Origin of the sequence: Corynebacterium sp. ACRPQ (genome assembly GCF_022347225.1) — a bacterium.
GTDB classification, from domain to species: domain Bacteria; phylum Actinomycetota; class Actinomycetes; order Mycobacteriales; family Mycobacteriaceae; genus Corynebacterium; species Corynebacterium tuberculostearicum_D.
On record NZ_JAKRNF010000008.1, the window covers coordinates 47,597 to 72,999 of the forward strand.

Sequence of the window (25,403 nt, forward strand, 5' to 3'; positions counted from 1 at the left end):
TTTGTTACTTCCGGTGGTACAGTTTGTTCAACTGCTCATGGTGCCCGGGGCGGGACTTGAACCCGCACGTTCTTATCGAACACTGGCACCTGAAGCCAGCGCGTCTGCCAATTCCGCCACCCGGGCAGGGTGTGGTTGTCTTAGCGACTTGTTAAAGATACCACGAAGATCGCACTGAACTACAAATCTGCAGGAAAAGTGGATTATTTCGAGGAGGGGGTGGCGAAATTTCTGGGAACTTTCGCGTCGCCATCTACGTTTCGAGGGAGTGAACAAACTATACTGATCGCTACTGATCGCTGCATGGTGGAAAGGAGAATGGCTCGTGGCGTTTTTGGAAAAGCTGGCGAAGCTGGACTCCGCCATGCAACGCGGCCTTGATAACGGCATGGCCCTTGTCTTCGGCGGCAAGGTCGTTCCCGCGGAAATTGATGAGCTTTTGAAGCAAGAGGCTCAGGACAATCTCGCGCGCGGCGACGATGACAACCTTTATAGTCCGAACGTAATGACTGTGGGTGTCTCCTCCAAGGATTTGGAGAACTTGTCGCAAGATCGCAATGTGCCGGCCGATTGTGCAGACCAGTTGACGCGCTTTATTCGCAATAGCGGATGGTCCCTCGCGGGCCCCGTGATTGTGCGAGTGGCAGAAGAATCTGGTTTGCGCACGGGTCAGCTTCGCGTGTCCTCGTTTATTGATCACGAGCCCACGGAAGAGACCGGTTTTGAGGCTATTTTCCACGACTTTGATGGTCAGGAGGACCAGATGACAGAGCAGCACGAGAATACTGCTGATGATGCGGTAACTACCGCTTTCATTGCTCCAGATAGTCAACCCGCCCCGCAGCCGCAGGGCCCCGCAGTCAACCTGATGCTGCAGGATGGCTCCTCGCGCGTGTACCACGTCCAGGAAGGCTCCAATATTATCGGCCGCAGCAATGACGCGGACCTGCGCCTGCCGGATACGGGTGTTTCCCGCCAGCACGCGGAGATCACCTGGAACGGCCAAGACGCAGTGCTGGTGGATTTGCAGTCCACCAATGGCACCACGGTGAATGAAACGCCGATTGATAATTGGCTGCTTGCCGATGGCGACGTGATCACCATGGGCCATTCCCACATCGAGGTCCGCATTACGGGCCTTGATTCGCACAGCTACTAAGTTCAGTTAAGGAAGGGAGGTCGCCATGGATGCAGTCATCATGCTGGCGCTTCGCATCGGCTTGTTGGCTCTGCTCTGGATTTTTATCCTGGTGGCCTTGAACGCCATGCGCCGCGATACTAATAAGTCTGCTGGTGCTATCCGCCAGCAGTCGAAGAAGGTTGGCGCACCGCGGCGTCGGGAAGCGATTAAGCAGCTGTCCATCGTGGAGGGGCCCCTGCAGGGCTCCCATATGGAATTGGGCACGTTGGAGGACTGCACGTTGGGCCGCGCCTCTGACTGCGACTTTGTCACGGGCGACGATTATTCTTCTGGCCACCATGCCCGGCTATTCCGCCGCGGCAGCGAATGGGTTGTGGAGGATTTGGAATCTCGCAATGGCACCTTTGTCAATGGCGTGCGCATCGACCAACCCGAGGTAGTCGGCGCGGACTCCGAAATTAAGCTGGGCCGCACCACCGTGAGGTTGAACGCATGACACTGAAGCTGAACTTCTTTGCTAAGTCCGATCGCGGCCTCATTCGCGACAACAACGAGGACTCAGGCTACGCCGGTCCTCACCTTTTGATCTTGGCCGATGGCATGGGTGGCCACGCGGCGGGCGAGGTTGCCTCCGAGCTGATGGTCAACCACCTAGAAATCTTGGACCAAGATCCGGGCCAGGAAGACACCAAGGCCCTGCTGGAAGCGGCCGCCGAGCAGGCCAATGAGGCCATTAGTGATCACGTCAAGGCCCACCCAGAAACCGAAGGCATGGGCACCACGCTGTCCACCATGCTCTTTAATGGCACTGATTTCGGTGTCTGCCACGTAGGCGATTCCCGCGGCTACCTGCTGCGCGACGGCAAGCTCAAGCAGATCACCAAGGACGATACCTATGTGCAATCCTTGGTGGATAAGGGCGAACTGGACCCAGGCGACGTCTCGTCACACCCGCAAAAGTCCCTCATTCTAAAGGCCTATACGGGCCGCCCGGTCGAGGCAACGCTATTTACCCTCGACGCCAAGCCCGGCGACCGTATCCTGTTGTGCTCCGATGGGCTTTCTGATCCGGTAACAGCCTCCACTATTGAAACCGCGCTGGGGCAAGGCAGCATCGAGCAGGCCGGATCCACCCTAGTGGAACTAGCTATCCGCTCCGGAGGTCCGGATAATGTCACCGTGGTTATCGGTGAAGTAACCGAGGAAAGCCCCCAGGAGCACGAACCATTCCGCGTGGGCGCCCTCGCGGGTCCTACGGAAGAACCAACCCATCCGGATTCTTCCGCCTCGCGGGCGGCACAGCTCTCCCGCAAGCCTCAAGTAATTCCGCCGGCCGTCATGGCGGATGGCAAGGACGAGCACCCAGAGCCTAATGATGACGAAGCGGAGGAGGAAACTTCCGGCCGAAAGATCGGCTGGAAAGTACTCCTTGCCTTGCTCATCGTCCTAGCGTTGGTCATCGGTGCCGGACTGTGGGCGAAGAACTTCTTGTCCAATAATTACTACGTGGCTACCAACGAGGCACAGGAAATCACCATCCAACAGGGTGCTGACTACTCCGTCTTTGGCAAGGAACTACACTCCACGCACCAAAACGTGTGCATTAATGACAGCAATTCGCTCCTCTTTTCCGGCGAGCCGTGCAAGGGCGACTTTGCACCACTAAAGGTTACGGACCTACCGGAATCTGAACGCAGCGCCGTCGACCATCTCTCCACTGGTGATCTAGGTGAGGTACAGCAGCAAGTCAATGATTTGGGCGATAAGGCGCTCAAGCCATGTATCACTGCGCCGAGCCAAAAAGATAAAAAAGATGCCAAGAAGAACAAGCCTGGCGTCACCTGCCGGGAGGTGTAGGTTGTGAAAAAGTTTTTTAGCCGAGGAACCGAACTCGGCCTGCTCATCCTAGCCGCCATCGTCTTTGCTATCACTTTGGTCAGCCTGGAGCTATCCCAAGACAACGCGCTGACCATGGATCTGGTTTACCTTATTGGCGGATTCATTGGCGTCTTCACCGTCGCCCATTTGGTGATGTGTTTCTTAGCGCCTTATGCCGATCAGATCATGCTGCCCATTGTGGCGATTCTCAACGGCATCGGGCTTATCATGTTGGCCCGCCTGGATCTGGTCAATGAAAGCGGGCTCGCGGTGCGTCAAGTCATGTGGACCATCGTCGGACTCGTACTCTTCGTGCTGGTCTTAGCCATATTAAAGGACCACAGGTCACTGACGCGCTACTCCTATATCTTGGGCGCCGCAGGCCTTGTGCTGCTGGCCCTGCCGCTGGTATGGCCGCAGCCTCCAGGGGTGGAGGCACGCATTTGGCTAAACCTGGGCCCTTTCTCCATCCAGCCTGGTGAGTTTTCCAAGATCTTGTTGATCTTGTTCTTCGCCATGCTGCTGACGCAAAAGCGCTCCCTGTTTACCGTAGCGGGATACCGAGTACTGGGTATCTCCCTGCCGCGTCTGCGCGACCTCGCACCCATCCTGATCATTTGGGCCATCGCGATCGTCATCATGGGTATCTCCAATGACTTCGGCCCAGCGCTGCTGTTATTTAGCACCGTCCTTGGCATGCTGTTTATGGCCACCGGCCGGGTGAGCTGGCTGCTTATCGGCGTTGTCCTCGTCGGTGTGGGCGGTTTTGGTATTTATCAGATCTCCGCGAAGATCCAGCAACGCTTTTCTAACTTCCTAGACCCGCTGGGCAATTATGATGGCACGGGCTTCCAGCTTTCCCAGTCGCTATTCGGCATGTCTTCTGGCGGCATCTCTGGCAGCGGCTTGGGCGAGGGGCATCCAGAACTAGTTCCGGTGGCCCACTCGGATTTCATCCTTGCCGCAATCGGTGAGGAGTTCGGCCTCATTGGCCTAGCCGCCGTACTGGTGCTTTTCGGTATGCTGGCCACCCGCGGCTTTGGCACTGCGCTGCGCACCCGCGATACCTACGGCAAGCTGGTGGCTTCCGGTCTTTCTCTTACCTTGGCAGTTCAGGTCTTTGTGGTCACCGGCGGTATTTCTGCCCTGCTGCCGATGACCGGTTTGACCACGCCATTCATGTCTGCCGGTGGTTCCTCTCTCATGGCTAACTATGTATTGTTGGCGATCTTGCTGCGGATCTCTAACGCGGCTCGCCGCCCCATGCAGGAGACCTCGAGCAATGCGCCGAGCGATACCTCCATGTTCCCGTCGGTCCAGGAGGCTCACCGATGAATAGATCCATCCGTCTAGTGTCCTTATTTGCCGTCATTTTGACCGCTATTTTGCTGGTCAATTTGACGGTGATCCAGGCATTTTCTGAAGATAAGTACGCCCATAATCCACGGAATATGCGCGGCTTCATGGAAATGCAGACCACTCCGCGCGGCCAGATCTTTGCGGGCAATACCGTGTTGGCACAGTCGACGCAGAACCCGGATGAAACCTACTCGCGCTCCTACCCCATTGATTCACCGGCCTTTGGCAACTTGACCGGCTACTTGTCTAGCCAATTTGGTGCCTCGGAACTGGAGTCCTCCCAAAATGACATCCTCAATGGCTCTGATGATTCTTTAATGAAGCAAAACTGGCTGGATACTCTGGCCGATAAGCCGAAGCAGGGCGCAAATGTGGAGGTCACCATCGATCCTGCGCTCCAGCAGGCTGCCTATGATCAGCTGGTGGGTCCTGGCTACGAGGGCTCTGCGGTTGCCATTCAACCTTCCACCGGCAAGGTCCTGGCCATGGCCTCCAACCCTGGCTATAACCCCAATGATCTGATGGGCGATTCTGCCGAGGATAATTGGGCCAACCTGCAAGAGCAGGAGGGCCAGCCGCTGGTCAACCACGCCGGTGCAGAAACGCTGCCCCCTGGCTCCATCTTCAAGATCATCACCACTGCGGCAGGCCTAAACAATGGTTTTGATCCCTCTTCCACGCTGACCGGTTCCAACGTCATTACTTTGCCGGATACGGTTACGGAGCTGACCAACTACGCCAATCAAAAGTGCAATGGCCAGGATTCGGTAACGCTCCAGACCGCGTTTGCGCTGTCCTGCAATACCGCGTTTGTGGAAATGTCGGAGCAGATCGGCGCGGATGAGCTGCGCAAGTACGCCAAGGCCTTTGGCGTGGGTGAGAACTACGACCTTGGCGTGTCCACCTCCGGCGGCACCTTGGGCGATTTGCCGGACGGTGCGGCCACGGCGCAGTCTGCCATCGGCCAGCGCGATGTCACCATGACCGCGCTACAGGCCGCAGTCATGGCAGGCACCGTGGCCAATAAGGGTACCCGCATGCAGCCTTACCTGGTCAATCGCATTACCGACGCCCAGATGAAAGATGTCCGCACCACCAAACCCAAGAAGGCAGACCAGGCGGTTAATGAGGAGACCGCGGCTACGCTTACTGATTTGATGTATGCCTCTGAGCGTTCGTCCTGGGGCTATGACGGTAACGGCTTTGCCTCGAAGACCGGCACCGCCGAGCACGGCGAGGGGCTGGCCCCGCACGTGTGGTACGTTGCCTTCGATCCGGAACGCGATATCGCCGTGGGCGTCGTGGTGAAAAATGGTGGTAACTTGGGTGAGTCCGCTACGGGCGGCAAGGTTTCCGGCCCGATTGGCCGCGCCATCCTGCGCGCATACCAGGGGGAGCAGTAATGAATAGCGCTGAGAATAAAGAACATCTCCAAGAACTTATTGGCAGCGACTACGAGCTCCAGTGGATCATCGGCCACGGCGGAATGTCCACCGTGTGGCTGGCCGATGACACCCGCAACGATCGCGAGGTGGCGATCAAAGTCCTGCGCCCGGAGTTTTCCGATAATCACGAATTCCTCTCCCGCTTCCGCAACGAGGCGAAATCGGCCAAATCCATTCAATCCGAGAACGTGGTGGCCACCTATGACTACCGCGAGCTAGAGGATAACGGCCGCAAGTTCTGCTTCATGGCCTTGGAGTATGTGCGCGGCGAATCCCTCGCAGACCTTTTGGCGCGCGAAAATACGCTGCAAGAAGAGCTCGCTCTCGATGTCCTCGAGCAGGCGGCGCATGGCCTGTCCATCATTCACCGCATGGAGCTGGTCCACCGCGATATTAAGCCCGGCAACCTCCTCATTACGCAAAATGGCCAGGTCAAGATCACGGACTTTGGCATTGCCAAGGCGGCCGCCGCCGTGCCGCTGACCCGCACCGGCATGGTGGTGGGTACCGCGCAATATGTATCGCCCGAGCAAGCACAGGGCAAGGACGTCACGCCGGCTTCCGACGTCTATTCGCTCGGCGTCGTCGGCTATGAAATGCTCGCCGGCAAGCGCCCGTTTACCGGAGATTCCTCCGTGTCCATCGCCCTGGCCCACATCAACCAGGAGCCGGAGCCACTATCGACGAATATCAGCGCCCCGGCTCGCGAGCTCATCCGCATTGCGTTGCGCAAGGACCCGGCGACCCGCTACGCCGATGGCAATGAGTTCACTCTGGCCATCTCCGCAGTTCGCTTGGGCAAGCGCCCGCCGCAGCCTAAGTCCGCACCACTAACACAACGCGCACCCGAGCCCTCTCCGTCCGCATCCACGGAGATGTTGGGCAACGTTGCCCAGCCCACCACGATCCATCCGGCTGCGGGCACCGCTCCGCACAAGGAGTCCAAGGGCGGATCCTCCTTCCTGAAGGGCCTGGGTATCACCCTGCTCCTCGCAGCCGTGGCCGGTGGTGGTTACGCTGCCTACCACAACTTGAGCGATAACGAGGGCGACAGCGAGCCCTCTAGCACCCCGGAGACCTCGGTGGTTACGGAGTACCGCGATCCCACCACCACCCCGCAGGACACCCCGGACGAAGATACGGAAGAGGCCCCTGCACCAGTGACGGTGACAGAGACCGAGCCGCAGGAATCCGATCACGAAGAAGCCCCGCGTACCACTACTCACCGCGAGACACCCACGCGCCACTCGCCTACCCACCAGGAACAGCCCCCGGCCGTACCAACGCAACAGAATCCGCAGGATACGCACGTTGAAACTACACCTGAGCTGGATACTCCAGTAAACTCGCAGGCTAATGAGCTCCCCGGAGACTTAGCCGATCTAATTACACAGGAGGGTGACTAAGCGATGGTCAATGACCGCTATCGGAGAGGCGAGATCATCGGCGCCGGCGGCATGTCTGAGGTCTATGCTGCCGAAGACACCGTCCTAGGCCGCCAAGTAGCGGTAAAGATGCTCCGCCCGGAAATGGCGCGCGACGTCAACTTCCGCGAGCGTTTTTACCGCGAGGCCCAGAACTCGGGCAAGCTGAATCACCCCAATATCGTGGCGGTTTATGACACCGGCGAAACCGAACTGGATGGTATGACCATCCCATATATCGTCATGGAGCGGGTCAACGGCCGCACCCTGCGCGATATCATTCGCGAGGACGGAGCCCTGTCCGCCCAGGAAGCGGCGGATATCCTCAAACCGGTAGCGGATGCACTGCAAGCCTCGCACGAGGCCGGGATTATCCACCGCGATATCAAGCCGGCAAATATTATGCTCACCAACACCGGCCAGGTGAAGGTGATGGATTTCGGCATCGCCCGTGCCTTGGATGATTCCACCTCGGCGATGACGCAAACTTCCGCCGTTATCGGCACCGCCCAGTACCTTTCCCCGGAGCAGGCTCGCGGTAAGAACGCGGATGCCCGCTCGGATGTCTATGCGCTGGGCTGCGTTCTCTATGAGGCGCTTACTGGCCATACGCCTTTTGAGGGCGAAACCCCCTTTGCGGTTGCGTATCAGCATGTGCAGGAAGAGCCGACGCCGCCGTCGGAGCTCATCGCGGAGCCCTCACTGACTCCTACCCAGCGCGTCAATATCGATGCGGTAGTACTTACCGCTATGGCCAAGCACCCGGCGGATCGTTATCAGTCCGCTTGGGAGATGGCCGGCGATTTGGAGCGCCTACGCAATGGGCAGGTCACCGCGGCGGCGCGCATGCACGTCAACGAGGAAGAAGACGAGCAGCCTACCGAAATGGTCGGCGCCGCCGCACCAGCTGCGGCCGCGCACCGCGCGCCAATCCAGTCCACCCGCCCCACCGAGGACGATGACAATCAGGGTGGCGGCTGGATGAAGTGGCTGGCAGCCTTCCTGGCCGCACTCTTGGTGGCCATCGTGGGCTACTTCGCCTGGGATTTCTTCTCCAACGATAAAGACTCTGAAGATAAGCCACGCCAGACCCAATCGGCCCGCGAGGACAAAATCACCGTGCCAGAGGTGGAAAACCGCCCGCGCAACGAGGTGGTTAAGGAACTAGAAGACATGGGTTTGCAGGTCACCGTCAATGAGGAGGCCAACCCGGATATTCCACGCAATAATGCCATCCGCATTAATCCGGCCCCAGGCTCCGAGCTGCAGAAGAACGCCTCGGTCACGCTGACTATTTCCTCCGGCAAGGAGATTACGGACGTCCCAGATATCACCGGCATGACCTTGGATGAAGCCTCCCAGGCCCTCGAGGAGGCAGGCTTGGCGCTTAACTCCGATGTCTCGGAAGAAAACGATGAAGCACCGGCCGGCCAAATCATCAAGCAGGATCCAGCGGGTGGTACGCAACTGTCCAAGGGATCCAAGGTACGGGTAACGGTTTCTAAGGGCGTCGAAAAGAAGCGCGTTCCCGATGTCGCCGGCATGGACGTCGATGATGCCCAGAGCCGCCTCGAGTCGAATGACTTTGATGTAGACGTCCGCGAGGTGGATTCCTTGGAGCCGAAGGGCACGGTGCTCAGCGTCTCCAACCAGGGCGCGGAGCTGGAAAAAGGCAAGCCGGTTACCGTTGAGGTATCCAATGGCATGCTCTTTAAGGCCCCTGACCTGGTACGCAAGAATGAGGGCCAGGCCGAGGCCGCGCTGCGGGAGGCTGGCTGGACCGGCCAGTTCGTCGTGGGCGAGCCGGCTCCTACCGGTGCCTTGGTGGATGCCAATAAGATTGGCTGGGCGTCTGTGAACCCGGGCGATACCATGCGCAAGGATCAAAATATTGATATCCGCCTGTGGAGCTTCGACCCCGCTGCACTTCTGCCGCAGCCATAACTGCTGGTATCCTAAGGCCTCAGTACGAACTTAGATAAGACTTTAAATCTAGAAAAGGTATCTTATGCCGAAGTCAAAGATTTCCCAGAACTCCTCCGTCCCTACCTCGAGCTCTGCTACCAACCGCACGCCCGTCAAGATCAATTCTGAGGGCACCCCGAAGTGGTACGTCGCCATCATGCTGGGACTGATGGTCATCGGCCTGCTGTGGCTGGTGGTCAATTACCTCGCTGGCCAGGACATCCCGTTCATGGCGGATCTCGGCGCATGGAATTACGGCATCGGCTTCGGACTGGCCATCATCGGCCTGCTAATGACCATGGGTTGGCGCTAAGCTAAACTCCACAACCTATTCCCTCGCTCCCTACTTTTTGTAGGCGGCGAGGGTTTTTCATATCTAGGAGCCACATGTCTCGCCATATTCTTGCTGCTGGCCTCATCATTTCGGTGGCCTACGCGGCCGTGCACATCGCGTTTGCCGACGCCACCCTACTCACCGGCGCCGCTCCCTTCCGCCTTTCCGTGCGCAACTACCTAGGCAACGTCCTAGGCTCGGGCATGGTGTGGGGAATCTTTAGCTACCTCATGGGTAAGGAGTTTCCGGGCCGGTGGCTCAAGGCACTCCTGGCCGGTACGGGAATCATCGTTATGATGCTGGCGGTGCACTATGCCTTGCTCGTGGTTTTCGGTGTATATAACTGGCGCGAGGCATTCGAGTACAACGCCCAGTGGTTCTTCCTGGCGCTCCTCTCTGGACCGGTACTGGGGCTGGCCGGCGCGGCCTCGGCACGGTTCTGCTGGTTCGATTACCTCGCCGTACTTGGTTTCCTCCTCGAGCCCGTGGTTGCCGGACTCGTCCCAGGCAATTCCTACCTGCCCCGCACCACGACCATCCCTGGGTACTTCGCCGCCGCGAGTTTGTGGCTCATCGGCGCGGGCTTCTTTATTTGGCAGCGTCGTTCCACGCGCTAAGCGCTTCTTCGGCGGCCCACCACCCCGGCATGCCGTGCACGCCAGCGCCAGGAGCGGCCGAGCTAGAGGCCATTAATACTCCCGGGGCGAGTCGGTGCGGATGGGCCGAGAAGCGTGGTCGCAGGAGGGTTTGCAGCCCGGTCATGGAACCGCCGGCGATATCGCCGCCCACCAAATTAGGATTCCATCGCTCCAGATCGGCCGGGCTCGTAGCACGGGTGGCCAGGATGGTATCGCGAAATCCGGGGGCAAAGCGCTCAATCTGGGCAGCAATCAGCTCGGTGACCTCACCCGGATAGCGCTCCACATAGCCGCGCGGGACATGCGCATAGGTCCACAGCGTTTGCCCTCGAGATGGGTCTGCCACGTATTGCTGGCATGCCAATACCAAGGGGCGCTTAGGCATGCGCCGCTTGCCGACGTCCCCCTCAGCCCCACATATTTCCTCCAAGCTGCCACCCACATGCACGGTGCCGGCCTGACCCACGCGCGGATCGGCCCATGGCACGGGTTCGCTGAGGTGAAAGTCCACTTTGAATACGGCGCTGCCATAGCGCCAGCGTGCCAGGCTCCGCCGAGTGCCGTCCCGCAGTTCCAGCCCACCCAGCCGCAGAATCTGGCGCGGGGTGAGGTTCACAATGATCGCATCGGCCGGAGGCAGCTCCCGCAGGTCGGTGACCTCGCATCCGGTGTGGAGGCGGGCATGGTGGGAGCGGAGGAGGTTAAGGAGGGCGTCGATAAGAGCGCCGGTGCCACCCTCCACCACAGGCCAGCCGCGGGTCATGCCAAGCCCGCCAAAGAGCAGGCCGAACGCCGAGGTAAAAGGCGTAGTCGGTGAGGTGATCGCGTGTACCGCGCTACCTGCAAAGAGGGCGCGAGCCTGGGGCGTGCGGAAGGCCGCGCGCGCCAAGCTGCTGGCGGGCAACACCCCGGCCGCGCCAAACTGCGCCAAGCGCACAGGGCGATCTGGCCAGCGCACCAGCGGGGTAAGCGCGTTGTCCACATGCTCATCGATGTGGCGGACAATGTGCCCGTGCAGCCGCCTCCACGCCTGGGCATCGGGCCCCAACTCCGCCGCCGTATCCGCCAAGGAACCGTGCAGGACCCCAGCCGGCGCGCCTTCGAGCGGATGGGCCATGGGATAAGGAGCATTGCGCCACCGCACACCGTGGGCTTCCAAGTCGAGGGCGCGAAAGGCCGGGCTCGCTACGCCAAAGGGGTGCCCAGCCGCGCCGAGATCCACGATCGTGCCCGGGAAAATCTCCGCGGAGGATGCCGCTGCACCACCGGGCCGGCCGGCGCGCTCGTAGATATCCACACGCCACCCGGCCATGGCCAAGCGGGCCGCGGCCGTGAGGCCATTCGGGCCTGCGCCGACGATCACAGCGCGAGGTTGATAATCCACAATGCTCCTTATGCAGGTCAATGCCCAAATTTATCAGTCTTGTTAACACAATGGGTAGAAAGTTATCCACAGGCTGTGGAGAAAACCTGTGAAATGTGAATTTCACACAATTATTAACACCCTGTGGATAACTGTTTTCACGGGCTTCCACAAGCTGATTTTCACACTTTCGCACGGGCTAGACCAGCGTGATCAGGGAAAACTCCGGAAAAGCGTTCGGTAAATTACAAAAATGTAGTTATCCACAATGTGGATAACCATTGTGGAATTCTTTCGCACACGCTTTCCGGTGATCAAATTCCACAGTTATCCCCAAACCCCAGCTTGGTGGGCTAATAGTGCGAGGACTACCGCGGCCACCGCAGCAACGCCGCCCCAGCGGAGGGTGGGGCTTTTTCGATAGAGGAAAAGGCTCAACACGATGCCTGTGCACAACCCGCCAAGGTGTCCCCACAGGGATACGCCATCGGCTAGAAAGGTATAGGCCACGTTCGCCAGAACGAGGGCGATGGGTGCGCGGAGATCGAGCCCGCGCTGGCGGTAAGCACCCACCAGCATGGCCATGAGCGCGAAGAGCGCGCCCGAGGCGCCGACGGTGGGGGTCTCAAAGTCGAATGTCAGGATCATGGCGGACGCGCCAAGACAAGAAATGAGATAGGCAGCGAGGTACAACCCGGTGCCAAGGGCCCGCTCCACCTCCTTGCCTATGAGAAGGAGCATGATCATGTTCACCGCCAAATGGCCCGCATCCAGGTGCATAAACGCGGAGGACAGCGCCGTCTGCGGCGCAATCGGATATTGCGGGCCCCACAGGCCCCAATCCACCGCGAGGTCGGATTCATAGAAGGTAGCGCCCAGCGTCCGGGCCTGCACCGCGGTAATAAGCCAGGCAATGATGCAGACGGCGGCGATGAGCGCGGTCGCCGGGGTAGTGCGGACATAGTTTCTCACCATGGTCATGAAGTTGTCAGTCCTTGGGGCGGGTCTAGTGGTGGGTGGCTCGGGGTAAAACTGCAACGAGCCCGCCGCCGCATGGATAATGCGGTGACGGGCCCGAGGGAAAAGGTGATTACGCGATATCGATGGACTCGATAACAACGTCCTCGTGCGGACGGTCCATGCGGTCGGTATCAACCTTGGCGATCTTGGACACAACCTCCTGGGAGGCAGCATCGGTAACCTCACCAAAGATGGTGTGGTGGTTGTTCAGGTGCGGGGTCGGCGCCACGGTGATGAAGAACTGGGAGCCGTTGGTGCCTGGGCCGGCATTGGCCATGGCCAGCAGGAATGGGCGGTCGAACTGCAGCTCCGGGTGGAACTCGTCCTGGAACTGGTAGCCCGGGCCACCGCGGCCGGTGCCGGTAGGGTCGCCGCCCTGGATCATGAAGTTATCGATGATGCGGTGGAAGATTGCGCCGTCATAGAACGGGCCGGACTGCTCACCCTTTGCGTTCTGGGTGGAGTAGTCCTTCTCGCCCTTGGCCAGGCCGATGAAGTTTTCAACGGTTACCGGTGCGTGGTTACCGAAGAGATCGATAACAATGTCACCGTAGTTGGTATGCATCGTTGCAGTTGCGGTCTTCTGAGTCATGCCAGCCATTGTAAAGAATTTAACGCGCGCCTGCCGCGCATGACATAACGCTGTCAGCGATCGCGCTAGCCTGAAGGCATGATTCGCGCGCTACTTTTTGATCTGGATGACACCCTGCTCGACCACACCGGCGCGGCCCGGGACGCGGTGGATCAATGGTGCCGCGAGCTAGGACTGCCCGAGGGCCAGCATGCGCGCTTTGCGGCCATCGAGCGCACCTGGTTCAACGCCTACGAGCGCGGCGAGGTCACCCACCAAGGCCAGCGGGCGGCCCGCTGCCGCGAATTCCTCGGCCGGGAGATGAGCGATGCCGAGGCGCTGACCGCTTATGACGGCTATCTTTCCGCCTACCGGGAGCAGTGGCGCGCTTTTGCCGACGCCCTGCCCACCCTCACCTGGGCCCTCGAGTCCGGCTTCCAGGTGGGCGTGCTCACCAATGGCGAGCGCGAGATGCAGCAGGCCAAGCTGGAAGCCACGGGCCTTGCGCTTGCCGACGTCCTCCTCATCCCCACCGTCGACCTCGGCTGCCCCAAACCGCAGCGCGCGGCCTACCTCGCCGCCTGCGATCAGCTGGGTGCGGCCCCCGCAGACACGCTCATGGTGGGCGATTCCCTAGCTAACGATGTGCAGGGCGCGCGCACGGCGGGGCTGCACGCGCTCCACCTCGACCGTGCGGGGAATGGGGATCTGCGCTTGCTTAGCGCGTTGAAAGAGGTTCTCCCCCGAAAAGCCAGCTGACCACGATGGCGCCCGGATCGATTACTCCCTTGCTGCGATCTCCCAGGTAGGAGGCGCGACCCTTCTTCGCGGCGAGGTCCTCGGTATCGAGGGCTCCGGCATGGGCAGCTGTGAAAAGCGCCTGCAAAGTCTCCGCATCCGGATCCTTCGCCCCCAGTTCGCGGGCCCTTTCGGCGGCCGGGATGAGGGCATCGAGCATGGTGCGATCGCCGCGCTTCGCGCCACCAAGCTCGTGGATAAGGTCGGCCGCATCATTGAGCCCATCCGCCAGCGACTCCGCCCGGGCCAGCTCAGTAAAGAGCGTGCCGAAGACGGCCCCGGAGGTACCGCCGGCGAGGACGAGCAGGCGCTTGGCCAGCCCGGTGAGGATCTCCGTATCCGTGCCGCGCAGGGGAAGCTCGATGCCGCCGAAGGCCGCCTCCATGTTCTGGCCAAAGTCGCCGTCGCCGGCCTTGCGATCCAACTCAGAAAGTGACTCAAAGGAGGCTTGGAGGCGTTTCACAAAGGCGGTGAGCCACTGATTTTCCTCGCCCTCGGTGGGCAGCTCGTCCTGGAAGGTGATGGTGGCCGGTTCCACCGCCTTCGCACCGCCTAGGGTATGGGGCCAGGCAGGGGCGGAGGTGGGGGCGTCGATAAGCTCGAGCAACTCCGCGTCCGCCTTGAGCAGCGTAAAAGAAGCGCCGTGCATATTCACCGCGGTGACATAAGAACCCACCAACGACCGCGCGACGGTGACGCCGCGCTGGGCCAGCTGCGCGGAGGCCTCACCAAAGAGCAGGCTCAACTCCAGCGGGGTGGTACCGCCGAGGCCATTGACCAAGCACACCACCTCATCGCCCTGGCCCAGCTCAAGGGCGGGCACGATCTTTTCCAGGACCTGGTTCACAATGGCGCTCGCACTATCTATCTGCTCGGTGTGGGTGCCCGGCTCGCCGTGAATGCCCACGCCCACCTCCATCTGGCCGGCCTCGAGATCGAAGGTTTCGCGGCCGCTGGTCGGCATGAAGCCGGCGCCCAGCGCCACCGACATACTGCGGGAATTCTCCGCGGCACGCTTGCCCAACTCAGCGACTGTGTCCACGTCATCGCCGCGGTAGGCGGCGGCGCCTGCGATCTTTTCCACCAGAATGGTCGCGCCCGTACCGCGGCGGCCGGGACCGTCCTCGTTGCCATCGGTGGCAATATCATCGGCCACCAGCACCGTGCGGGTGTCTACCGCCTCGGCAGCGTTGCGGGCGACGGTGAAGTTCATGACGTCACCGGTGTAGTTCTTCACCACGTGGACTACTCCCCTGCCTTGGTCAGCCCACTGGGTGGCCTCGCTGATCTGGACCGCGTTCGGGGAGGTAAAGAGCAGTCCCGGGCAGGCCGCAGCGAGCATGCCCTGGCCGACGAACCCGGCATGCATCGGTTCGTGGCCGGAACCGCCACCGGAAATCACCGCCACTGCCGGATCGCCGTCCGCGGTGCGCAGCGGCGTGGTGCGGCCAATGAAGCCAACGTCGTGCCAGCGAGCATCGGGGTGGTTGGCGATGAGCCCAGCGAGGGCGTCGGAGAGAAAAGTGTCTTGACTATTGCGGAATGCGGAGTGGTTCATACTCCCACGCTAGTGATGTCTCTTACCCGGAAGCTAGGAGGAGAAAAGAAACATACCGGTTCCATTCGGACACCCAGCGGATTCGCAGCTACTTTGCAGTTTGCGGAGGATACTAAAAGAACCACTAAGAAAGGATCCACTCATGGATTTCTTGTCCTCCCTCCACAACCTCATGGACGCAGGCTCGCTGCTCCAGAGTTTCGGACCTTATATCCTCCTCGGCGTCGCCGTCGTCATCTTCATCGAGTCCGGGGTGCTTTTCCCATTCCTCCCGGGTGATTCACTGCTCGTGACCGCGGCCATCCTGCGCCACGAACTCGATATCAACGCCTGGCTGCTCTTTGTCGTGGCCGCGGTGGCCGCCTTTGCCGGCGACCAGGTGGGCTTCTACTTGGGCCGCCGCTTTGGCCGCAAGCTCTTCAAGGACGATGCCCGCGTCCTGCGCACCGAACACCTCGATAGCGCGGAAGACTTCTTCCAGCGCCACGGCCCGGTAGCCCTAGTACTGGGACGCTTCGTGCCGATTGTGCGCACCTTCGTCCCCTTCGCCGCGGGTACCGCAGAAATGGGCTACTCCTCGTTCCTGCGCTGGAATATCCTTGGCGGCATAGGCTGGGTAGGTTCCATGCTGCTCGTCGGCGTACTGCTGGGCGGTATCCCGGGCATTGCCCACTCCATCGACATCATCATGCTGATCGTGGTGGCAATTTCCGTGCTGCCGATGATCATCGGCTGGATCAATAAGCGCCGCAAGGCACAGCGCGAAATCCCGGCCAAATAAGAACTTTTGTTCTTTACCCGGCCGGGATTGCGGTGCGATTAGGGAGGATTTAGAGGGACTCGCGCACCTCATCGCGAGCCAGCACCATATTGCGCAGGGAGGCCTCGGTCTCCTCGTAGCCGCGGGTCTTCAGGCCGCAGTCCGGGTTGACCCACAGGCGCTCGACCGGCACGTGCTTGAGCGCGGCGCGGATGAGCTCGGCCATCTCCGCTACGGAAGGCACGCGCGGGGAGTGAATATCGTAGATGCCCGGGCCGATCTCGGAGTGGAAGGTCTCGTCGATATCCTCCAGCAGCTCCATGCGGGAGCGCGCCGCCTCGATGGAGGTGACATCGGCATCCAGGCCGACAACGGCATCGATGATCTGGCCGAACTCGGAGTAGCACAGGTGGGTGTGGATCTGGGTGGTCGGCTTAGCCTCGAGAGCCACCAGGCGGAAGGAACGCACGGCCCAGTCCAGGTAGGCCTTGCGGTCTTCCTCGCGCAGCGGCAGGAGCTCGCGCAGGGCGGGCTCGTCGATCTGGATGATGTCGATGCCGGCCTCTTCCAGGTCATGCACCTCATCCGCCAGCGCGACGCCGAGCTGGTCCGCGGAGACGGACTGGTGTACGTCATCACGGACGAAGGACCAGGCCAAGATGGTCACCGGACCGGTGAGCATGCCCTTGACGTGGTGCTCCGAGAGCGACTGGGCGTATTTGGACCACTCGGTGGTCATCGCAGCCGGGCGGGAGATGTCACCTACGACTATTGGCGGGCGGGTGCAGCGGGAGCCATAGGACTGGACCCAGCCGTTTTCGGTGGTTACGAAGCCATCGAGCAGCTCGGCAAAGTACTGAACCATGTCATTGCGCTCCGGCTCGCCGTGTACGAGTACATCGAGGCCGAGGCGCTCTTGCAGCTCGATGACGGACTTGACCTCATCCTTGAGGGCGGCGTTGTAGTCGGCGTCGGAAAGCTCGCCCTTGCGGTGTGCTGCACGCGCTTGGCGAATTTCCTTGGTCTGTGGGAAGGAACCGATTGTGGTAGTCGGCAGCTGCGGCAAGCCGAGTTCCTTTTGCGCCTCGTTGCGCTCGGCAAAGGCAGGCTCGCGCTTGACCTCGCCGGCCGGCAGCTTCTCGATGCGCGCCTTCACCGCCGAATTGTGAATACGCTCGGATTCGGCACGGGTGCGCAGCGCGCGGTCGTTGATGCTATACGCTTCCGGTGCCTCCAGCGGGCCCTGGGACAGGGCGACGACTTCCTTGACCTTCTCATTGGCGAAGGAGAACCAGGTGGCGACGTCGGCCGGCAGCTTGGTTTCTGCCTCCACGGTGTGTGGCACGTGCTGCAGGGAAACGGAGGTAGACACGGAGAGGGAATCGAGGCTGCCCTCCAGGTCTTCGTACTTGGAGCGCAGGTCACGTAGATTGGCGGCCCAGACATTGCGGCCGTCGATAAGCCCGGCAACCACGTGAGAGTTCAGCTTCTTCACGCGCTCAAGGTAGCCCTCATCCAGTGCCAAGGTGCCCACGGAAAGATCCACTTGGACGGCTTCTGGCTTAAGCTCCGCCAAGACCTCGAGCCCCTTGCGGGCAGAACCGTACGGGGTGGTGAGGTAGACCTGCGGGCGGTTGTCTGCACCCAGGATGGCCTCATAAGCGCGCTTGGTGTAGGCAGCCAGTTCCTCATCGTTGGCAATGGTCAGATCCGCCACCAAGGCGGGTTCGGCAAGCTGTACCCACTGGACACCGGACTTATCTAGCTCGGCAAGTACCTCCTGGTAGGCCTTGACGGCATCATCCAAGCGGTCGAGCGGAGACTTGGTAGCACCCTCTGCCTGCTTGGACAAAGCCAGCAGGGTCACTGGGCCGACGAGGTACGGACGCACGGTGTGGCCGGCGGCGCGGGCCTCTTCTACCAGCTTGATAACGCGTTGTGGATGCGCCGTGAAGTCCTGTTCATCGGCGATTTCCGGGACGATGTAGTGATAGTTGGTATCGAACCACTTGGTCATTTCCAGCGGCGCGGTGTCCTTATTGCCGCGGGCCAGGGTGAACTCATCATCCAGGGTTTCGCCGGCCACGGCGCCGACGGTCAGTGCGGTTTCAAGTACTTGGTCGTAGTAGGCGACGTCGGCAGGAATGGCGTAGTCCTCAGTAAGGCCCAGGTCGCGCAGGCGGTTATAAGTATCCAGGCGCAGGGAGTGTGCGGCGGACTCGAAGGTTTCCGCATCGATGCGGCCGGCCCAGTAGGATTCCAGCGCGCGCTTGAGTTCGCGGTTAGCGCCGACGCGAGGGTAGCCCTCAATCGTCGCCTTGGGGAAGTTAGTGGTCGTCATTGTCTACTCCGATTCGAGATAACAGGTCTTGGGTAATGTCCGGATTGTTGTGGGTATAGATATGGAGGCCGTCCGCGCCGCCAGCCACGATGGTGCGGGCCAATTGGGCGGTAAGCTCCATGCCGATTTCGTATTCCTCTTCTGGGGTTGTCGCTGCCGCGAGCTGAGTGCGCACCCTTTCGGGTACGGTCAGCCCGGACAGCTGCCCCATTCGTTCCAACCGGCGCAGGCTGGTCATGGGCATAATCCCGGGAATGAGGGGGATTTTTACCCCGGCCAATTTCGCCCTTTGGGCGAAGCGGAGGAAATCCTCGGCGTCAAAGAAGAGCTGGGTGATGGCGAAGTCCGCGCCGAGGCGCTGCTTATTGAGCAGGACGTCGAAGTCTTCGTCCTCGTTCTTGGATTCGGCGTGGCCGCTGGGGTAGCACGCCACGCTCACCGCGAGGCGGCCGGCGGCAAAGCGTGCCGCTTGGTGGCTTTCTAGCTCGCGGATGAGTCGAATCAGCTCATCAGCATGCTGCAGGTAGTGTTCTGGCATGCCCCCTTCTGGGAGATCGCCGCGCAAGGCCAGTAGGCCACGAACACCGGCGTCTACCAAGCGATTGATCCACTCGATGAGCTCTTCGCGCGAGCCGGCCGTGCAGGCTAAGTGCGCCAGCGGGCGCATGGAGGTGTTCTGCGAGATCTTCTCAATAAAGGCCGCGGTCCCCTCTAGCCAGCCGGAGCGTTGGGAGCTAGTCACCGCGATGTAATCGGGATGGTAGCTTTCTAAGACTTCTAGCAAGCGGTCGATCTTGGCGGCATCGGCATCGTGGCGCGGTGGGATTACCTCAAAGGAAAGGGCCAGGCGCTCGGGCGCATGTGCTTCCTCTTCGCTTTCATAATCCAAGGGCGCGGAAGCCGAAAGTCGCGGGCTCATGGTCACCTCCTTTGCTGGTCGTCGTTGGTGTGTTGAGAAAAAACGTACCAAGCTGTTCAGTTAGCGCGGTAGCGATCGTGCAATGGTACTACCTTTGCAAGCCCGCAAACTGCGAGGTTAGCGAAAAATCGGGTGAATAATAATCGTTGATCCTGAACCAAGCGGTCTATTTCTAGCGCGTGACCGCTGCACGCCACGCCGACAACGGTGGTACACCAACCACCACGCCACTATGCTGGGTGAAAGCGAATTGATAAATCTGAGTTAAGGAGTGTTCCACCCCATGAACCCCACCACACTGAACGTGGCCTTCAAGACCGCCTCGAACCTGTGGAGCCAGTTCAATAACTACCGCGAGGAAAAGTCCCGCGAGGCCTACACCGCCCTGGAAGAGGCCGCACAGAAGATGGACGAGCGCGATAACGGCACCTTCGCCGAGCCCCGCCGTCAGGCAGGCGCTGTTACCCGCGCCGCACACTCCCGCCTCGAGCGCGCCCTGGAGGAGTTCAACGACTACCGCGAAGACGCCACCGAGCGCCTGAACGACGCCAAGGAAGAGGCCACCAAGAAGGCTAAGAAGGCCCGCAAGCAGGCCAAGAAGGATTCTCAGAAGGCCCAGAAGAACCTCAAGAAGAAGTCCGCCAAGGTAGCCAAGAAGCAGAAGAAGAATAAGAAGTCCTCTAAGGGCTGGATCTTCGCCGGCATCATCGCCCTGCTGTCCGCTGCAGCCGGCGGTGCCTACTATTGGCTGCGCTCCAACGACAAGCCGTCCCAGACCCCGCCGCGCGTGGATGACTTCCAGTCCGATTCCCACACCGCTCCGGAGTCCACCTTGGTCTACACCTCCACCAGCGAGAATGACACCCAGTCTGACCTCGTTGAAGAAGGTGCCGTACGCGATGAGGAGCTCCTCGGTTCCATCGATGAGCAGCTGGCCAAGCACCGCGAGGAAGAAGCAGCTCAGCCGGCCGATACCACCCGCGTTACCGATGACCACCAAAACGAGGGCAAGCACCGCCTGTAAACCGAGGAATAAATACGCTTACCACCCCGCCGTGGGGGTATGCGTAGCGTTGTCTAGATCTCATTGCTTTGCCTAAACAAAAATCTCTTGATTGAATTCCCACATTAGGGATCTTTCTACAAGGAGATGAACAATGAGCTTTGAGTCCCTCACCGTCAAGCTCAAAGACGGCTCAACGTACTACTTCCCGGCGGGTGCGGTGTCCAAAGACCCTTCCTCTCGCGTGGATAACCTGCGCTTCGCCATCGATAACGGAACCACTTTCCACTCCGTGGATGAGGCCGGCATCGAGCGCGAATTCAACGGTCACGACGTCCGCAATTACCACCTAGCCTAAGCGCTAGCACAATCCTCTCCCCGCAGGTCAGCAGCCTGTGCGGAGGGGATTTTCGCATGCCCACCCCACGCTGCTGCCCCTCCGTCTATCGTGGATCTTATGGAACTTCGCGCAACGCAGGAATCTGACCGCACCTACCTCGCCCGCCTCAATTTCCTTACCGATACTTTCGGTGACGAGCACGGCGAGCTCTCCCCCGACTTCGCCGATGATTTTGCCTTCTACGTGGAAAATTGGGATCCCAACCAGGGCGGTTTCATCGCCTGGCAGGAGCTCGTCCCGGCGGGCGGCGTGTGGCTCAACTGGGGTACGGAGGACAATCACGGCTTTGGCTTTGTCGAGCCCGCCATTCCGGAGCTCGCCATCGCGGTCGAGGCCCGCTTTAAGGGCCAAGGCATTGCCACCGCGCTTATCGACGCCGCCATTTCCCTCGCCCAGACCCTTCGCGCCCCCGGCATCTCGCTAGCCGTCCACCCCGATAATCCCCGCGCCAAGGGGCTCTATGAGCACCTCGGCTTCGAGCACGTGGGCAGCCACGAGGATCACTTTGTAATGGTCAAGCGCTTCTAAAGCAAACGCAGGCGGGCGTGGGTGACGTAAATCGGCTCGTTATCCACGGCCGACTTAAATTTCTCGGTCAGGCCAGCCATAACTGCCTCACGCGCCTCTTCGCGGGTGCCGTGAAAGCTCACAACCTCGCCATCCACCGCGGCCTCGCCGCGCTTGCGCACTACAACGAATTCCGCGCTCTCCGGCGCCGCAACTTCCTTGTCTGCGGAGGTAAAGGGATCGCTGTAGCGAACGTTAGCGGTCATGGTTGGTCTCCTGATGTTTTCGCGGGACAGTACTGATTCCCCATTCACTGTACTGAAAGTTTCTTCCCCGCGACCTTGCGCACTTCCGCCCTCTTCTTTCGCCGATCACGATTTTCGTCCATATAAACCGGCACAACCGTCGACGAAAAATGCGGTTTGTATGGACGAAAGTTGTGATCGCAGCAATTCGACCCCAGAAGCCCCTGGATCCGCCGCAAAGAGAAAAAGTCCGGCCCCTCCGAAGAGGAAGCCGGACTTCATGCTGTGGAGCATAGGAGAATCGAACTCCTGACCTTCTGCTTGCAAAGCAGATGCTCTACCAATTGAGCTAATGCCCCAGTGCCTAAATACTCTACTACCGCAGGCGAAGTAACTCCAAACCTGAACCACTCAAATCACTTTGGCCACTTTAGGCATGTCCTATCACTTCAGTTACACGCAGGCGCTAGGGTCATGGGCACATCGTGTCCACTTTCCCTCATCCTTAGGAAGACTATGCGTCGCATTCTCACCTCCGCCCTCACCGTGCTCGTCGCCGCTGCCGTTCCAGCGGCCGCTAACGCACAGTTGCCGCAGATTCCACAGCTGCCTGCGTCCTCCAGCTCGAATATCCAAGACGAAATCAACCACCGCATCGATGACGCCCGCGCGCAGGTCGAGGACATCTCCTCCAAGGCTTTCCCGCACAAGGCTCCTAAGCAGAAGGCGCCCTCCCCGGCCCAGAAGAAGAAAACAGAGCCGCGCAATAGTGGTGGCGTCGACTGTGCCAACTGCGTAGCTATCACCTACGACGACGGCCCAAGCACCGAAACCAACCGCCTGCTGGACAAACTCAAGGCCAAGAACGCGCACGCAAGCTTCATGGTTCTCGCCCCCAGTGCTGAGCAGCACCCTGAGCTCCTCAAACGCATGAAGGCCGAGGGCCACACCATCGGCAACCACACCAAGAGCCACCGCCAACTCAACACGCTGTCCTACGAGCAGGTATCCCAAGAGATAGACGCCGGCAACGCCGCTATTAAGAAGGCCACCGGCCAGGGCACGCGCTGGGTACGCCCGCCCTACGGCGCTACCAACGCCACCGTGGATCAGGTAACCCGCGATAAGGGAGTCTCCCAGGCGCTATGGGACGTCGACACCGTGGATTGGAAAGACCGCAACTCTGATCACGTCTGCTCCTCGGCCGTGCAGGGTGCCCGCGCCGGCTCCATTGTCTTGATGCACGATATCCACCCCACCACCGTGGACGCCGCTGATTGCGTCATCGATGGCCTACGCGCCAAGGGCCTCGAGCCTGTGAGCCTGGATCGCCTCCTGCGCACCCCCGTGGCAGGTAAGCGCTACTACGCTCGTGGTTAATGATTGATTTTGCCCTTACTGCCGACGCCGTCGCTCCCCAACTCCTCGGCTGCACCCTCACCCATGCCGGAGTCAGCATCCGACTTACCGAGGTAGAGGCTTACCTAGGCGCCGAGGACTCCGCGGCACACACCTTCAATGGCAAGACCCCGCGTAATGCGGCCATGTTCGGTCCGCCGGGCAGGTTCTACGTCTATATTTCTTACGGCATCCACCGCAACGTCAATATCGTCTGTGCCCCTGAAGGCACTGGCCAAGGCTGCCTGCTGCGCGGCGGTGAAATCATCGAGGGCGCCGACACCGCCTTCGCGCGCCGTGGCACCTCTGATTTTCATAACCTCGCCCGCGGGCCGGGAAACCTCGGCAAGGCCCTCGGCTTCACGCTCGAAGACAACCACCAACCGATACAGATTATCGAGCGAACCACCGAACCAGAATGGGTGCGCGGACCGCGTATCGGTATCTCCAAAAACAAGGAAGCGGCCCTACGGTTTTGGATCCCCTTCGATAAAACCGTCTCGGGCCGCCGCGGCTATCCCAAGAAATAACCCTGCTAGTTCCGCTAGCTAATAGCGCCCGCCGTAGCGCTCATCATTCTCGATGGCCTTAATGATCCGCTGATTAATCTGCAGCATCTGGCGAATCTGCGTACGGGTGAGGCTATCCATGACGGACTTGCGCGCCTGCTTAGCGTGTCCAGGCGCAGTCTCAACTACCTTGTCCCAGCCGCTATCCGTCAACTGCGCCATGGTGGTACGGCCATCGGTCGGACACGGCTGGCGCACAACCCACCCCTGCTTTTCTAGGCGCGTAACGACCTGGCTTAAGCGCGATAAAGAACCATTGGCGGTCAATGCAAGGTCACGCATGCGCATTTCGCGATTCTCCGCTTCAGAAAGCCGCGAGAGCACTGTGTACTCAAAAAAGCTCAGACCTGCATCATCGCGCAGCTGAGCATCCAAAATATTAGTCAAGCGAATATTTACGCTCATTAGGGACATAAATGATGCCAGTTCTTCATCATCAAGCCAGAAGTCATCGCGCTCGGTCATGAGATTCATTTTAACAACAAGGCTTTAGATATAAAGTGACTCTCCACTGCCCTTAACCCAAAGATGTCGGGTCAATAGGACACTGCGTTTTCGGCAGCTTTTCTACCACCAAACGATAGGAATCCGTGACTAACTCCTCTATCAGGCGTTGGTGCAGGTCTGCGTGTGGGTAGACGGAAACCCAATGCCGCTTATTCATGTGGTAGCCCGGCGCAATGAAAGGGTATTGCTGCCGTAGAGCCTGTCCGTCTTCCGGGTCGGCCTTAACAATCATTTGCTCTTGGCCCGTCACCGCGGTCAACAACAAGAAAACCTTGCCGCGCACTTTGAATACTTCCCAATCGGGGCCGAAAGGATGCTGTACCTGCGAGCCGAGCATCTCTTCGGCGCGCTGCCGTGCAACTGTGTAGATGCCACTGCCATCCATCATCGGCTCCCTCTTCGAGACTGGCTTAGTGCTGTCTTCAACGATATCGTCCATCCAAACCTCGGTTTTCGTCGACGGTTTTGCCGGTTTATATGGACGAAAATGGTGATCCGAGTGGAGCGCTCGCCATTGTGGCACTTCTCAGAGCTCCTGGGAACTACCGCAGAAATAAAAAATGTCCGGCCCCTCCGAAGAGGAAGCCGGACTACATACTGTGGAGCATAGGAGAATCGAACTCCTGACCTTCTGCTTGCAAAGCAGATGCTCTACCAATTGAGCTAATGCCCCATTGTTCCGTGGTGGGCCTAGCTGGAATCGAACCAGCGACCTCATCGTTATCAGCGATGCGCTCTAACCGACTGAGCTATAGGCCCTTGTGCGGAACGAGAATTAACTCTACATACTATCCCCGGATTTATACAAATCGCCTGTTCAAGACGCATTTCAGACCACTAAACAAAAGGGGACGATTCGCACGGAAGAAAGAAAAATACCGGCACCCGAAGGTGCCGGCATCTTCAAACGCAAGAGAGGCGCTAGCGATTGTCTAGGTCGACCCGCAGGCCGCCAAAGACATCCACGATGGCGTTGTAAATAACCGCCATCAGTGGTGCCAGCAACGTAAGGAGAACGGCGAAAATAACGCCGATGAGCGCGGAGGCGGAGATAATGACACCGAAGGTGACCTCGAATCCGCCGCCGACGCCGCCGACGAGGCTATTGAGCGATTCCCAGATGCCCACCTGGTTCAGGCCGATGTAGAGCAGGCATACGGCCAGCATCCAGGCAATGAGTCCGACGAGTGACAAGGCCAGACCAACGCGGAAAGCGGAGGTGGGCGAGATTCGCGTAATCGTTACGTCTCGTCGTGCCAT

At 59.9% G+C, this 25,403-nt stretch carries 26 protein-coding genes and 4 tRNA genes; 16 read left to right on the forward strand and 14 right to left on the reverse strand.

Annotated elements, in window-relative coordinates; translation table 11 throughout:
- Nucleotides 1-38: 38 nt before the first annotated feature.
- A tRNA-Leu gene (locus MHY24_RS06305) sits at nt 39-126 on the reverse strand.
- 199 nt (nt 127-325) lie between these two features.
- Between MHY24_RS06305 and MHY24_RS06310 the strand changes: the two genes are divergently transcribed.
- The 9 genes from MHY24_RS06310 (at nt 326) to MHY24_RS06350 (ending at nt 10,163) form a co-directional block, all read left to right on the forward strand.
- Nucleotides 326-1,159, forward strand: a complete 834-nt coding sequence (locus tag MHY24_RS06310) for a DUF3662 and FHA domain-containing protein (protein WP_239207738.1) — start codon at nt 326-328, stop codon at nt 1,157-1,159.
- Between the two features lie 25 nt (nt 1,160-1,184).
- Nucleotides 1,185-1,637, forward strand: a complete 453-nt coding sequence (locus MHY24_RS06315) for an FHA domain-containing protein (RefSeq protein ID WP_005329668.1) — start codon at nt 1,185-1,187, stop codon at nt 1,635-1,637.
- Nucleotides 1,634-2,998, forward strand: coding sequence for a PP2C family serine/threonine-protein phosphatase (locus MHY24_RS06320; protein ID WP_239228750.1), 1,365 nt, complete (start codon nt 1,634-1,636; stop codon nt 2,996-2,998). Before MHY24_RS06315 ends, MHY24_RS06320 begins: the two co-directional genes overlap by 4 nt.
- Before the next feature lie 3 nt (nt 2,999-3,001).
- Entirely contained in the window at nt 3,002-4,354 is a 1,353-nt protein-coding gene (locus MHY24_RS06325) for an FtsW/RodA/SpoVE family cell cycle protein (protein ID WP_239228751.1), read from the forward strand.
- A complete protein-coding gene (locus tag MHY24_RS06330; protein WP_204610601.1) occupies nt 4,351-5,781 on the forward strand; it encodes a penicillin-binding transpeptidase domain-containing protein in 1,431 nt (476 codons plus the stop codon). The genes MHY24_RS06325 and MHY24_RS06330 overlap by 4 nt, the downstream gene beginning before the upstream one ends.
- Nucleotides 5,781-7,229, forward strand: a complete 1,449-nt coding sequence (locus MHY24_RS06335; protein ID WP_239228752.1) for a serine/threonine-protein kinase — start codon at nt 5,781-5,783, stop codon at nt 7,227-7,229. The genes MHY24_RS06330 and MHY24_RS06335 overlap by 1 nt, the downstream gene beginning before the upstream one ends.
- A 3-nt stretch (nt 7,230-7,232) precedes the next feature.
- Nucleotides 7,233-9,191 carry a Stk1 family PASTA domain-containing Ser/Thr kinase gene (gene pknB / locus MHY24_RS06340; RefSeq protein ID WP_239228753.1) on the forward strand — a complete coding sequence of 653 codons (1,959 nt, stop codon included), beginning with the start codon at nt 7,233-7,235 and terminating at the stop codon, nt 9,189-9,191.
- Nucleotides 9,192-9,255: 64 nt separating this feature from the next.
- On the forward strand, nt 9,256-9,525 hold the full coding sequence (gene crgA / locus MHY24_RS06345) for a cell division protein CrgA (RefSeq protein WP_204610608.1): 270 nt from the start codon (nt 9,256-9,258) through the stop codon (nt 9,523-9,525).
- A gap of 74 nt (nt 9,526-9,599) precedes the next feature.
- Nucleotides 9,600-10,163, forward strand: coding sequence for a hypothetical protein (locus MHY24_RS06350; RefSeq protein WP_204610610.1), 564 nt, complete (start codon nt 9,600-9,602; stop codon nt 10,161-10,163).
- On the opposite strand, the gene MHY24_RS06355 is transcribed toward MHY24_RS06350, so the two are convergent.
- From MHY24_RS06355 to MHY24_RS06365, 3 genes are all read right to left on the reverse strand, one after another.
- Nucleotides 10,135-11,568, reverse strand: coding sequence for an NAD(P)/FAD-dependent oxidoreductase (locus tag MHY24_RS06355; RefSeq protein WP_204610612.1), 1,434 nt, complete (start codon nt 11,566-11,568; stop codon nt 10,135-10,137). The genes MHY24_RS06350 and MHY24_RS06355 overlap by 29 nt on opposite strands.
- 306 nt (nt 11,569-11,874) lie before the next feature.
- A complete protein-coding gene (locus tag MHY24_RS06360; protein WP_204610614.1) occupies nt 11,875-12,528 on the reverse strand; it encodes a rhomboid family intramembrane serine protease in 654 nt (217 codons plus the stop codon).
- Between the two features lie 109 nt (nt 12,529-12,637).
- Nucleotides 12,638-13,168 carry a peptidylprolyl isomerase gene (locus MHY24_RS06365; protein ID WP_005326254.1) on the reverse strand — a complete coding sequence of 177 codons (531 nt, stop codon included), beginning with the start codon at nt 13,166-13,168 and terminating at the stop codon, nt 12,638-12,640.
- Between the two features lie 69 nt (nt 13,169-13,237).
- On the opposite strand from MHY24_RS06365, the gene MHY24_RS06370 reads away from it, so the two are divergent.
- Nucleotides 13,238-13,897 (forward strand): HAD family hydrolase, encoded by a 660-nt coding sequence (locus MHY24_RS06370; RefSeq protein WP_239194798.1) that lies wholly within the window; start codon nt 13,238-13,240, stop codon nt 13,895-13,897.
- Here MHY24_RS06370 and MHY24_RS06375 read toward each other — a convergent pair.
- Nucleotides 13,857-15,494 carry a dihydroxyacetone kinase family protein gene (locus MHY24_RS06375; protein ID WP_239228754.1) on the reverse strand — a complete coding sequence of 546 codons (1,638 nt, stop codon included), beginning with the start codon at nt 15,492-15,494 and terminating at the stop codon, nt 13,857-13,859. The two genes, MHY24_RS06370 and MHY24_RS06375, sit on opposite strands and share 41 nt — an antisense overlap.
- 142 nt (nt 15,495-15,636) lie before the next feature.
- On the opposite strand from MHY24_RS06375, the gene MHY24_RS06380 reads away from it, so the two are divergent.
- On the forward strand, nt 15,637-16,275 hold the full coding sequence (locus MHY24_RS06380) for a DedA family protein (RefSeq protein ID WP_150850937.1): 639 nt from the start codon (nt 15,637-15,639) through the stop codon (nt 16,273-16,275).
- A 49-nt stretch (nt 16,276-16,324) separates the two neighbouring features.
- On the opposite strand, the gene metE is transcribed toward MHY24_RS06380, so the two are convergent.
- Nucleotides 16,325-18,595, reverse strand: coding sequence for a 5-methyltetrahydropteroyltriglutamate--homocysteine S-methyltransferase (metE, locus tag MHY24_RS06385; RefSeq protein WP_239228755.1), 2,271 nt, complete (start codon nt 18,593-18,595; stop codon nt 16,325-16,327).
- Nucleotides 18,582-19,514, reverse strand: coding sequence for a methylenetetrahydrofolate reductase (locus MHY24_RS06390; RefSeq protein ID WP_239228756.1), 933 nt, complete (start codon nt 19,512-19,514; stop codon nt 18,582-18,584). Before MHY24_RS06390 ends, metE begins: the two co-directional genes overlap by 14 nt.
- Before the next feature lie 283 nt (nt 19,515-19,797).
- Here MHY24_RS06390 and MHY24_RS06395 point away from each other — a divergent pair, with 283 nt between their 5' ends.
- The 3 genes from MHY24_RS06395 to MHY24_RS06405 all read left to right on the forward strand — a co-directional run bounded on the left by MHY24_RS06395 (nt 19,798) and on the right by MHY24_RS06405 (nt 21,445).
- On the forward strand, nt 19,798-20,538 hold the full coding sequence (locus MHY24_RS06395; RefSeq protein WP_239228757.1) for a hypothetical protein: 741 nt from the start codon (nt 19,798-19,800) through the stop codon (nt 20,536-20,538).
- A gap of 133 nt (nt 20,539-20,671) precedes the next feature.
- Nucleotides 20,672-20,875 carry a hypothetical protein gene (locus MHY24_RS06400; protein WP_005326240.1) on the forward strand — a complete coding sequence of 68 codons (204 nt, stop codon included), beginning with the start codon at nt 20,672-20,674 and terminating at the stop codon, nt 20,873-20,875.
- Between the two features lie 99 nt (nt 20,876-20,974).
- Complete coding sequence (locus MHY24_RS06405) at nt 20,975-21,445, forward strand: GNAT family N-acetyltransferase (RefSeq protein ID WP_225746204.1); 471 nt, start codon at nt 20,975-20,977, stop codon at nt 21,443-21,445.
- Here the strand turns inward: MHY24_RS06405 and MHY24_RS06410 are convergent.
- Both MHY24_RS06410 and MHY24_RS06415 read right to left on the reverse strand, forming a co-directional pair.
- Nucleotides 21,442-21,690, reverse strand: coding sequence for a hypothetical protein (locus MHY24_RS06410; protein WP_239228758.1), 249 nt, complete (start codon nt 21,688-21,690; stop codon nt 21,442-21,444). The two genes, MHY24_RS06405 and MHY24_RS06410, sit on opposite strands and share 4 nt — an antisense overlap.
- A gap of 265 nt (nt 21,691-21,955) precedes the next feature.
- A tRNA-Ala gene (locus tag MHY24_RS06415) sits at nt 21,956-22,028 on the reverse strand.
- 157 nt (nt 22,029-22,185) lie between these two features.
- Between MHY24_RS06415 and MHY24_RS06420 the strand changes: the two genes are divergently transcribed.
- Together MHY24_RS06420 and MHY24_RS06425 are read left to right on the forward strand one after the other, a co-directional pair.
- Nucleotides 22,186-23,049 (forward strand): polysaccharide deacetylase family protein, encoded by an 864-nt coding sequence (locus tag MHY24_RS06420; protein WP_239228759.1) that lies wholly within the window; start codon nt 22,186-22,188, stop codon nt 23,047-23,049.
- A complete protein-coding gene (locus MHY24_RS06425) occupies nt 23,049-23,597 on the forward strand; it encodes a DNA-3-methyladenine glycosylase (RefSeq protein ID WP_239228760.1) in 549 nt (182 codons plus the stop codon). The genes MHY24_RS06420 and MHY24_RS06425 overlap by 1 nt, the downstream gene beginning before the upstream one ends.
- Nucleotides 23,598-23,615: 18 nt before the next feature.
- Here MHY24_RS06425 and MHY24_RS06430 read toward each other — a convergent pair whose 3' ends face one another.
- The 5 genes from MHY24_RS06430 to MHY24_RS06450 form a co-directional block, all read right to left on the reverse strand.
- Entirely contained in the window at nt 23,616-24,101 is a 486-nt protein-coding gene (locus MHY24_RS06430; protein ID WP_239228761.1) for a MarR family winged helix-turn-helix transcriptional regulator, read from the reverse strand.
- Between the two features lie 52 nt (nt 24,102-24,153).
- Entirely contained in the window at nt 24,154-24,582 is a 429-nt protein-coding gene (locus MHY24_RS06435; protein ID WP_239228762.1) for an MmcQ/YjbR family DNA-binding protein, read from the reverse strand.
- Nucleotides 24,583-24,743: 161 nt separating this feature from the next.
- Nucleotides 24,744-24,816, reverse strand: a tRNA-Ala gene (locus MHY24_RS06440).
- Nucleotides 24,817-24,825: 9 nt separating this feature from the next.
- Nucleotides 24,826-24,902, reverse strand: a tRNA-Ile gene (locus MHY24_RS06445).
- Between the two features lie 162 nt (nt 24,903-25,064).
- Nucleotides 25,065-25,403, reverse strand: coding sequence for a DUF3566 domain-containing protein (locus MHY24_RS06450; RefSeq protein ID WP_049378050.1), 339 nt, complete (start codon nt 25,401-25,403; stop codon nt 25,065-25,067).

What these genes read in the sequence shown, in the direction of transcription:
- MHY24_RS06315 (WP_005329668.1), top strand. Translation starts at nt 1,185, where the DNA reads ATGGATGCAGTCATCATGCTGGCGCTTCGCATCGGCTTGTTGGCTCTG.
- MHY24_RS06320 (WP_239228750.1), top strand. Translation starts at nt 1,634, where the DNA reads ATGACACTGAAGCTGAACTTCTTTGCTAAGTCCGATCGCGGCCTCATT.
- MHY24_RS06330 (WP_204610601.1), top strand. Translation starts at nt 4,351, where the DNA reads ATGAATAGATCCATCCGTCTAGTGTCCTTATTTGCCGTCATTTTGACC.
- MHY24_RS06335 (WP_239228752.1), top strand. Translation starts at nt 5,781, where the DNA reads ATGAATAGCGCTGAGAATAAAGAACATCTCCAAGAACTTATTGGCAGC.
- pknB (WP_239228753.1), top strand. Translation starts at nt 7,233, where the DNA reads ATGGTCAATGACCGCTATCGGAGAGGCGAGATCATCGGCGCCGGCGGC.
- crgA (WP_204610608.1), top strand. Translation starts at nt 9,256, where the DNA reads ATGCCGAAGTCAAAGATTTCCCAGAACTCCTCCGTCCCTACCTCGAGC.
- MHY24_RS06350 (WP_204610610.1), top strand. Translation starts at nt 9,600, where the DNA reads ATGTCTCGCCATATTCTTGCTGCTGGCCTCATCATTTCGGTGGCCTAC.
- MHY24_RS06360 (WP_204610614.1), bottom strand. Translation starts at nt 12,528, where the DNA reads ATGACCATGGTGAGAAACTATGTCCGCACTACCCCGGCGACCGCGCTC.
- MHY24_RS06365 (WP_005326254.1), bottom strand. Translation starts at nt 13,168, where the DNA reads ATGGCTGGCATGACTCAGAAGACCGCAACTGCAACGATGCATACCAAC.
- MHY24_RS06370 (WP_239194798.1), top strand. Translation starts at nt 13,238, where the DNA reads ATGATTCGCGCGCTACTTTTTGATCTGGATGACACCCTGCTCGACCAC.
- MHY24_RS06375 (WP_239228754.1), bottom strand. Translation starts at nt 15,494, where the DNA reads ATGAACCACTCCGCATTCCGCAATAGTCAAGACACTTTTCTCTCCGAC.
- MHY24_RS06380 (WP_150850937.1), top strand. Translation starts at nt 15,637, where the DNA reads ATGGATTTCTTGTCCTCCCTCCACAACCTCATGGACGCAGGCTCGCTG.
- metE (WP_239228755.1), bottom strand. Translation starts at nt 18,595, where the DNA reads ATGACGACCACTAACTTCCCCAAGGCGACGATTGAGGGCTACCCTCGC.
- MHY24_RS06390 (WP_239228756.1), bottom strand. Translation starts at nt 19,514, where the DNA reads ATGAGCCCGCGACTTTCGGCTTCCGCGCCCTTGGATTATGAAAGCGAA.
- MHY24_RS06395 (WP_239228757.1), top strand. Translation starts at nt 19,798, where the DNA reads ATGAACCCCACCACACTGAACGTGGCCTTCAAGACCGCCTCGAACCTG.
- MHY24_RS06400 (WP_005326240.1), top strand. Translation starts at nt 20,672, where the DNA reads ATGAGCTTTGAGTCCCTCACCGTCAAGCTCAAAGACGGCTCAACGTAC.
- MHY24_RS06405 (WP_225746204.1), top strand. Translation starts at nt 20,975, where the DNA reads ATGGAACTTCGCGCAACGCAGGAATCTGACCGCACCTACCTCGCCCGC.
- MHY24_RS06410 (WP_239228758.1), bottom strand. Translation starts at nt 21,690, where the DNA reads ATGACCGCTAACGTTCGCTACAGCGATCCCTTTACCTCCGCAGACAAG.
- MHY24_RS06420 (WP_239228759.1), top strand. Translation starts at nt 22,186, where the DNA reads ATGCGTCGCATTCTCACCTCCGCCCTCACCGTGCTCGTCGCCGCTGCC.
- MHY24_RS06425 (WP_239228760.1), top strand. Translation starts at nt 23,049, where the DNA reads ATGATTGATTTTGCCCTTACTGCCGACGCCGTCGCTCCCCAACTCCTC.
- MHY24_RS06430 (WP_239228761.1), bottom strand. Translation starts at nt 24,101, where the DNA reads ATGACCGAGCGCGATGACTTCTGGCTTGATGATGAAGAACTGGCATCA.
- MHY24_RS06435 (WP_239228762.1), bottom strand. Translation starts at nt 24,582, where the DNA reads ATGGACGATATCGTTGAAGACAGCACTAAGCCAGTCTCGAAGAGGGAG.
- MHY24_RS06450 (WP_049378050.1), bottom strand. Translation starts at nt 25,403, where the DNA reads ATGGCACGACGAGACGTAACGATTACGCGAATCTCGCCCACCTCCGCT.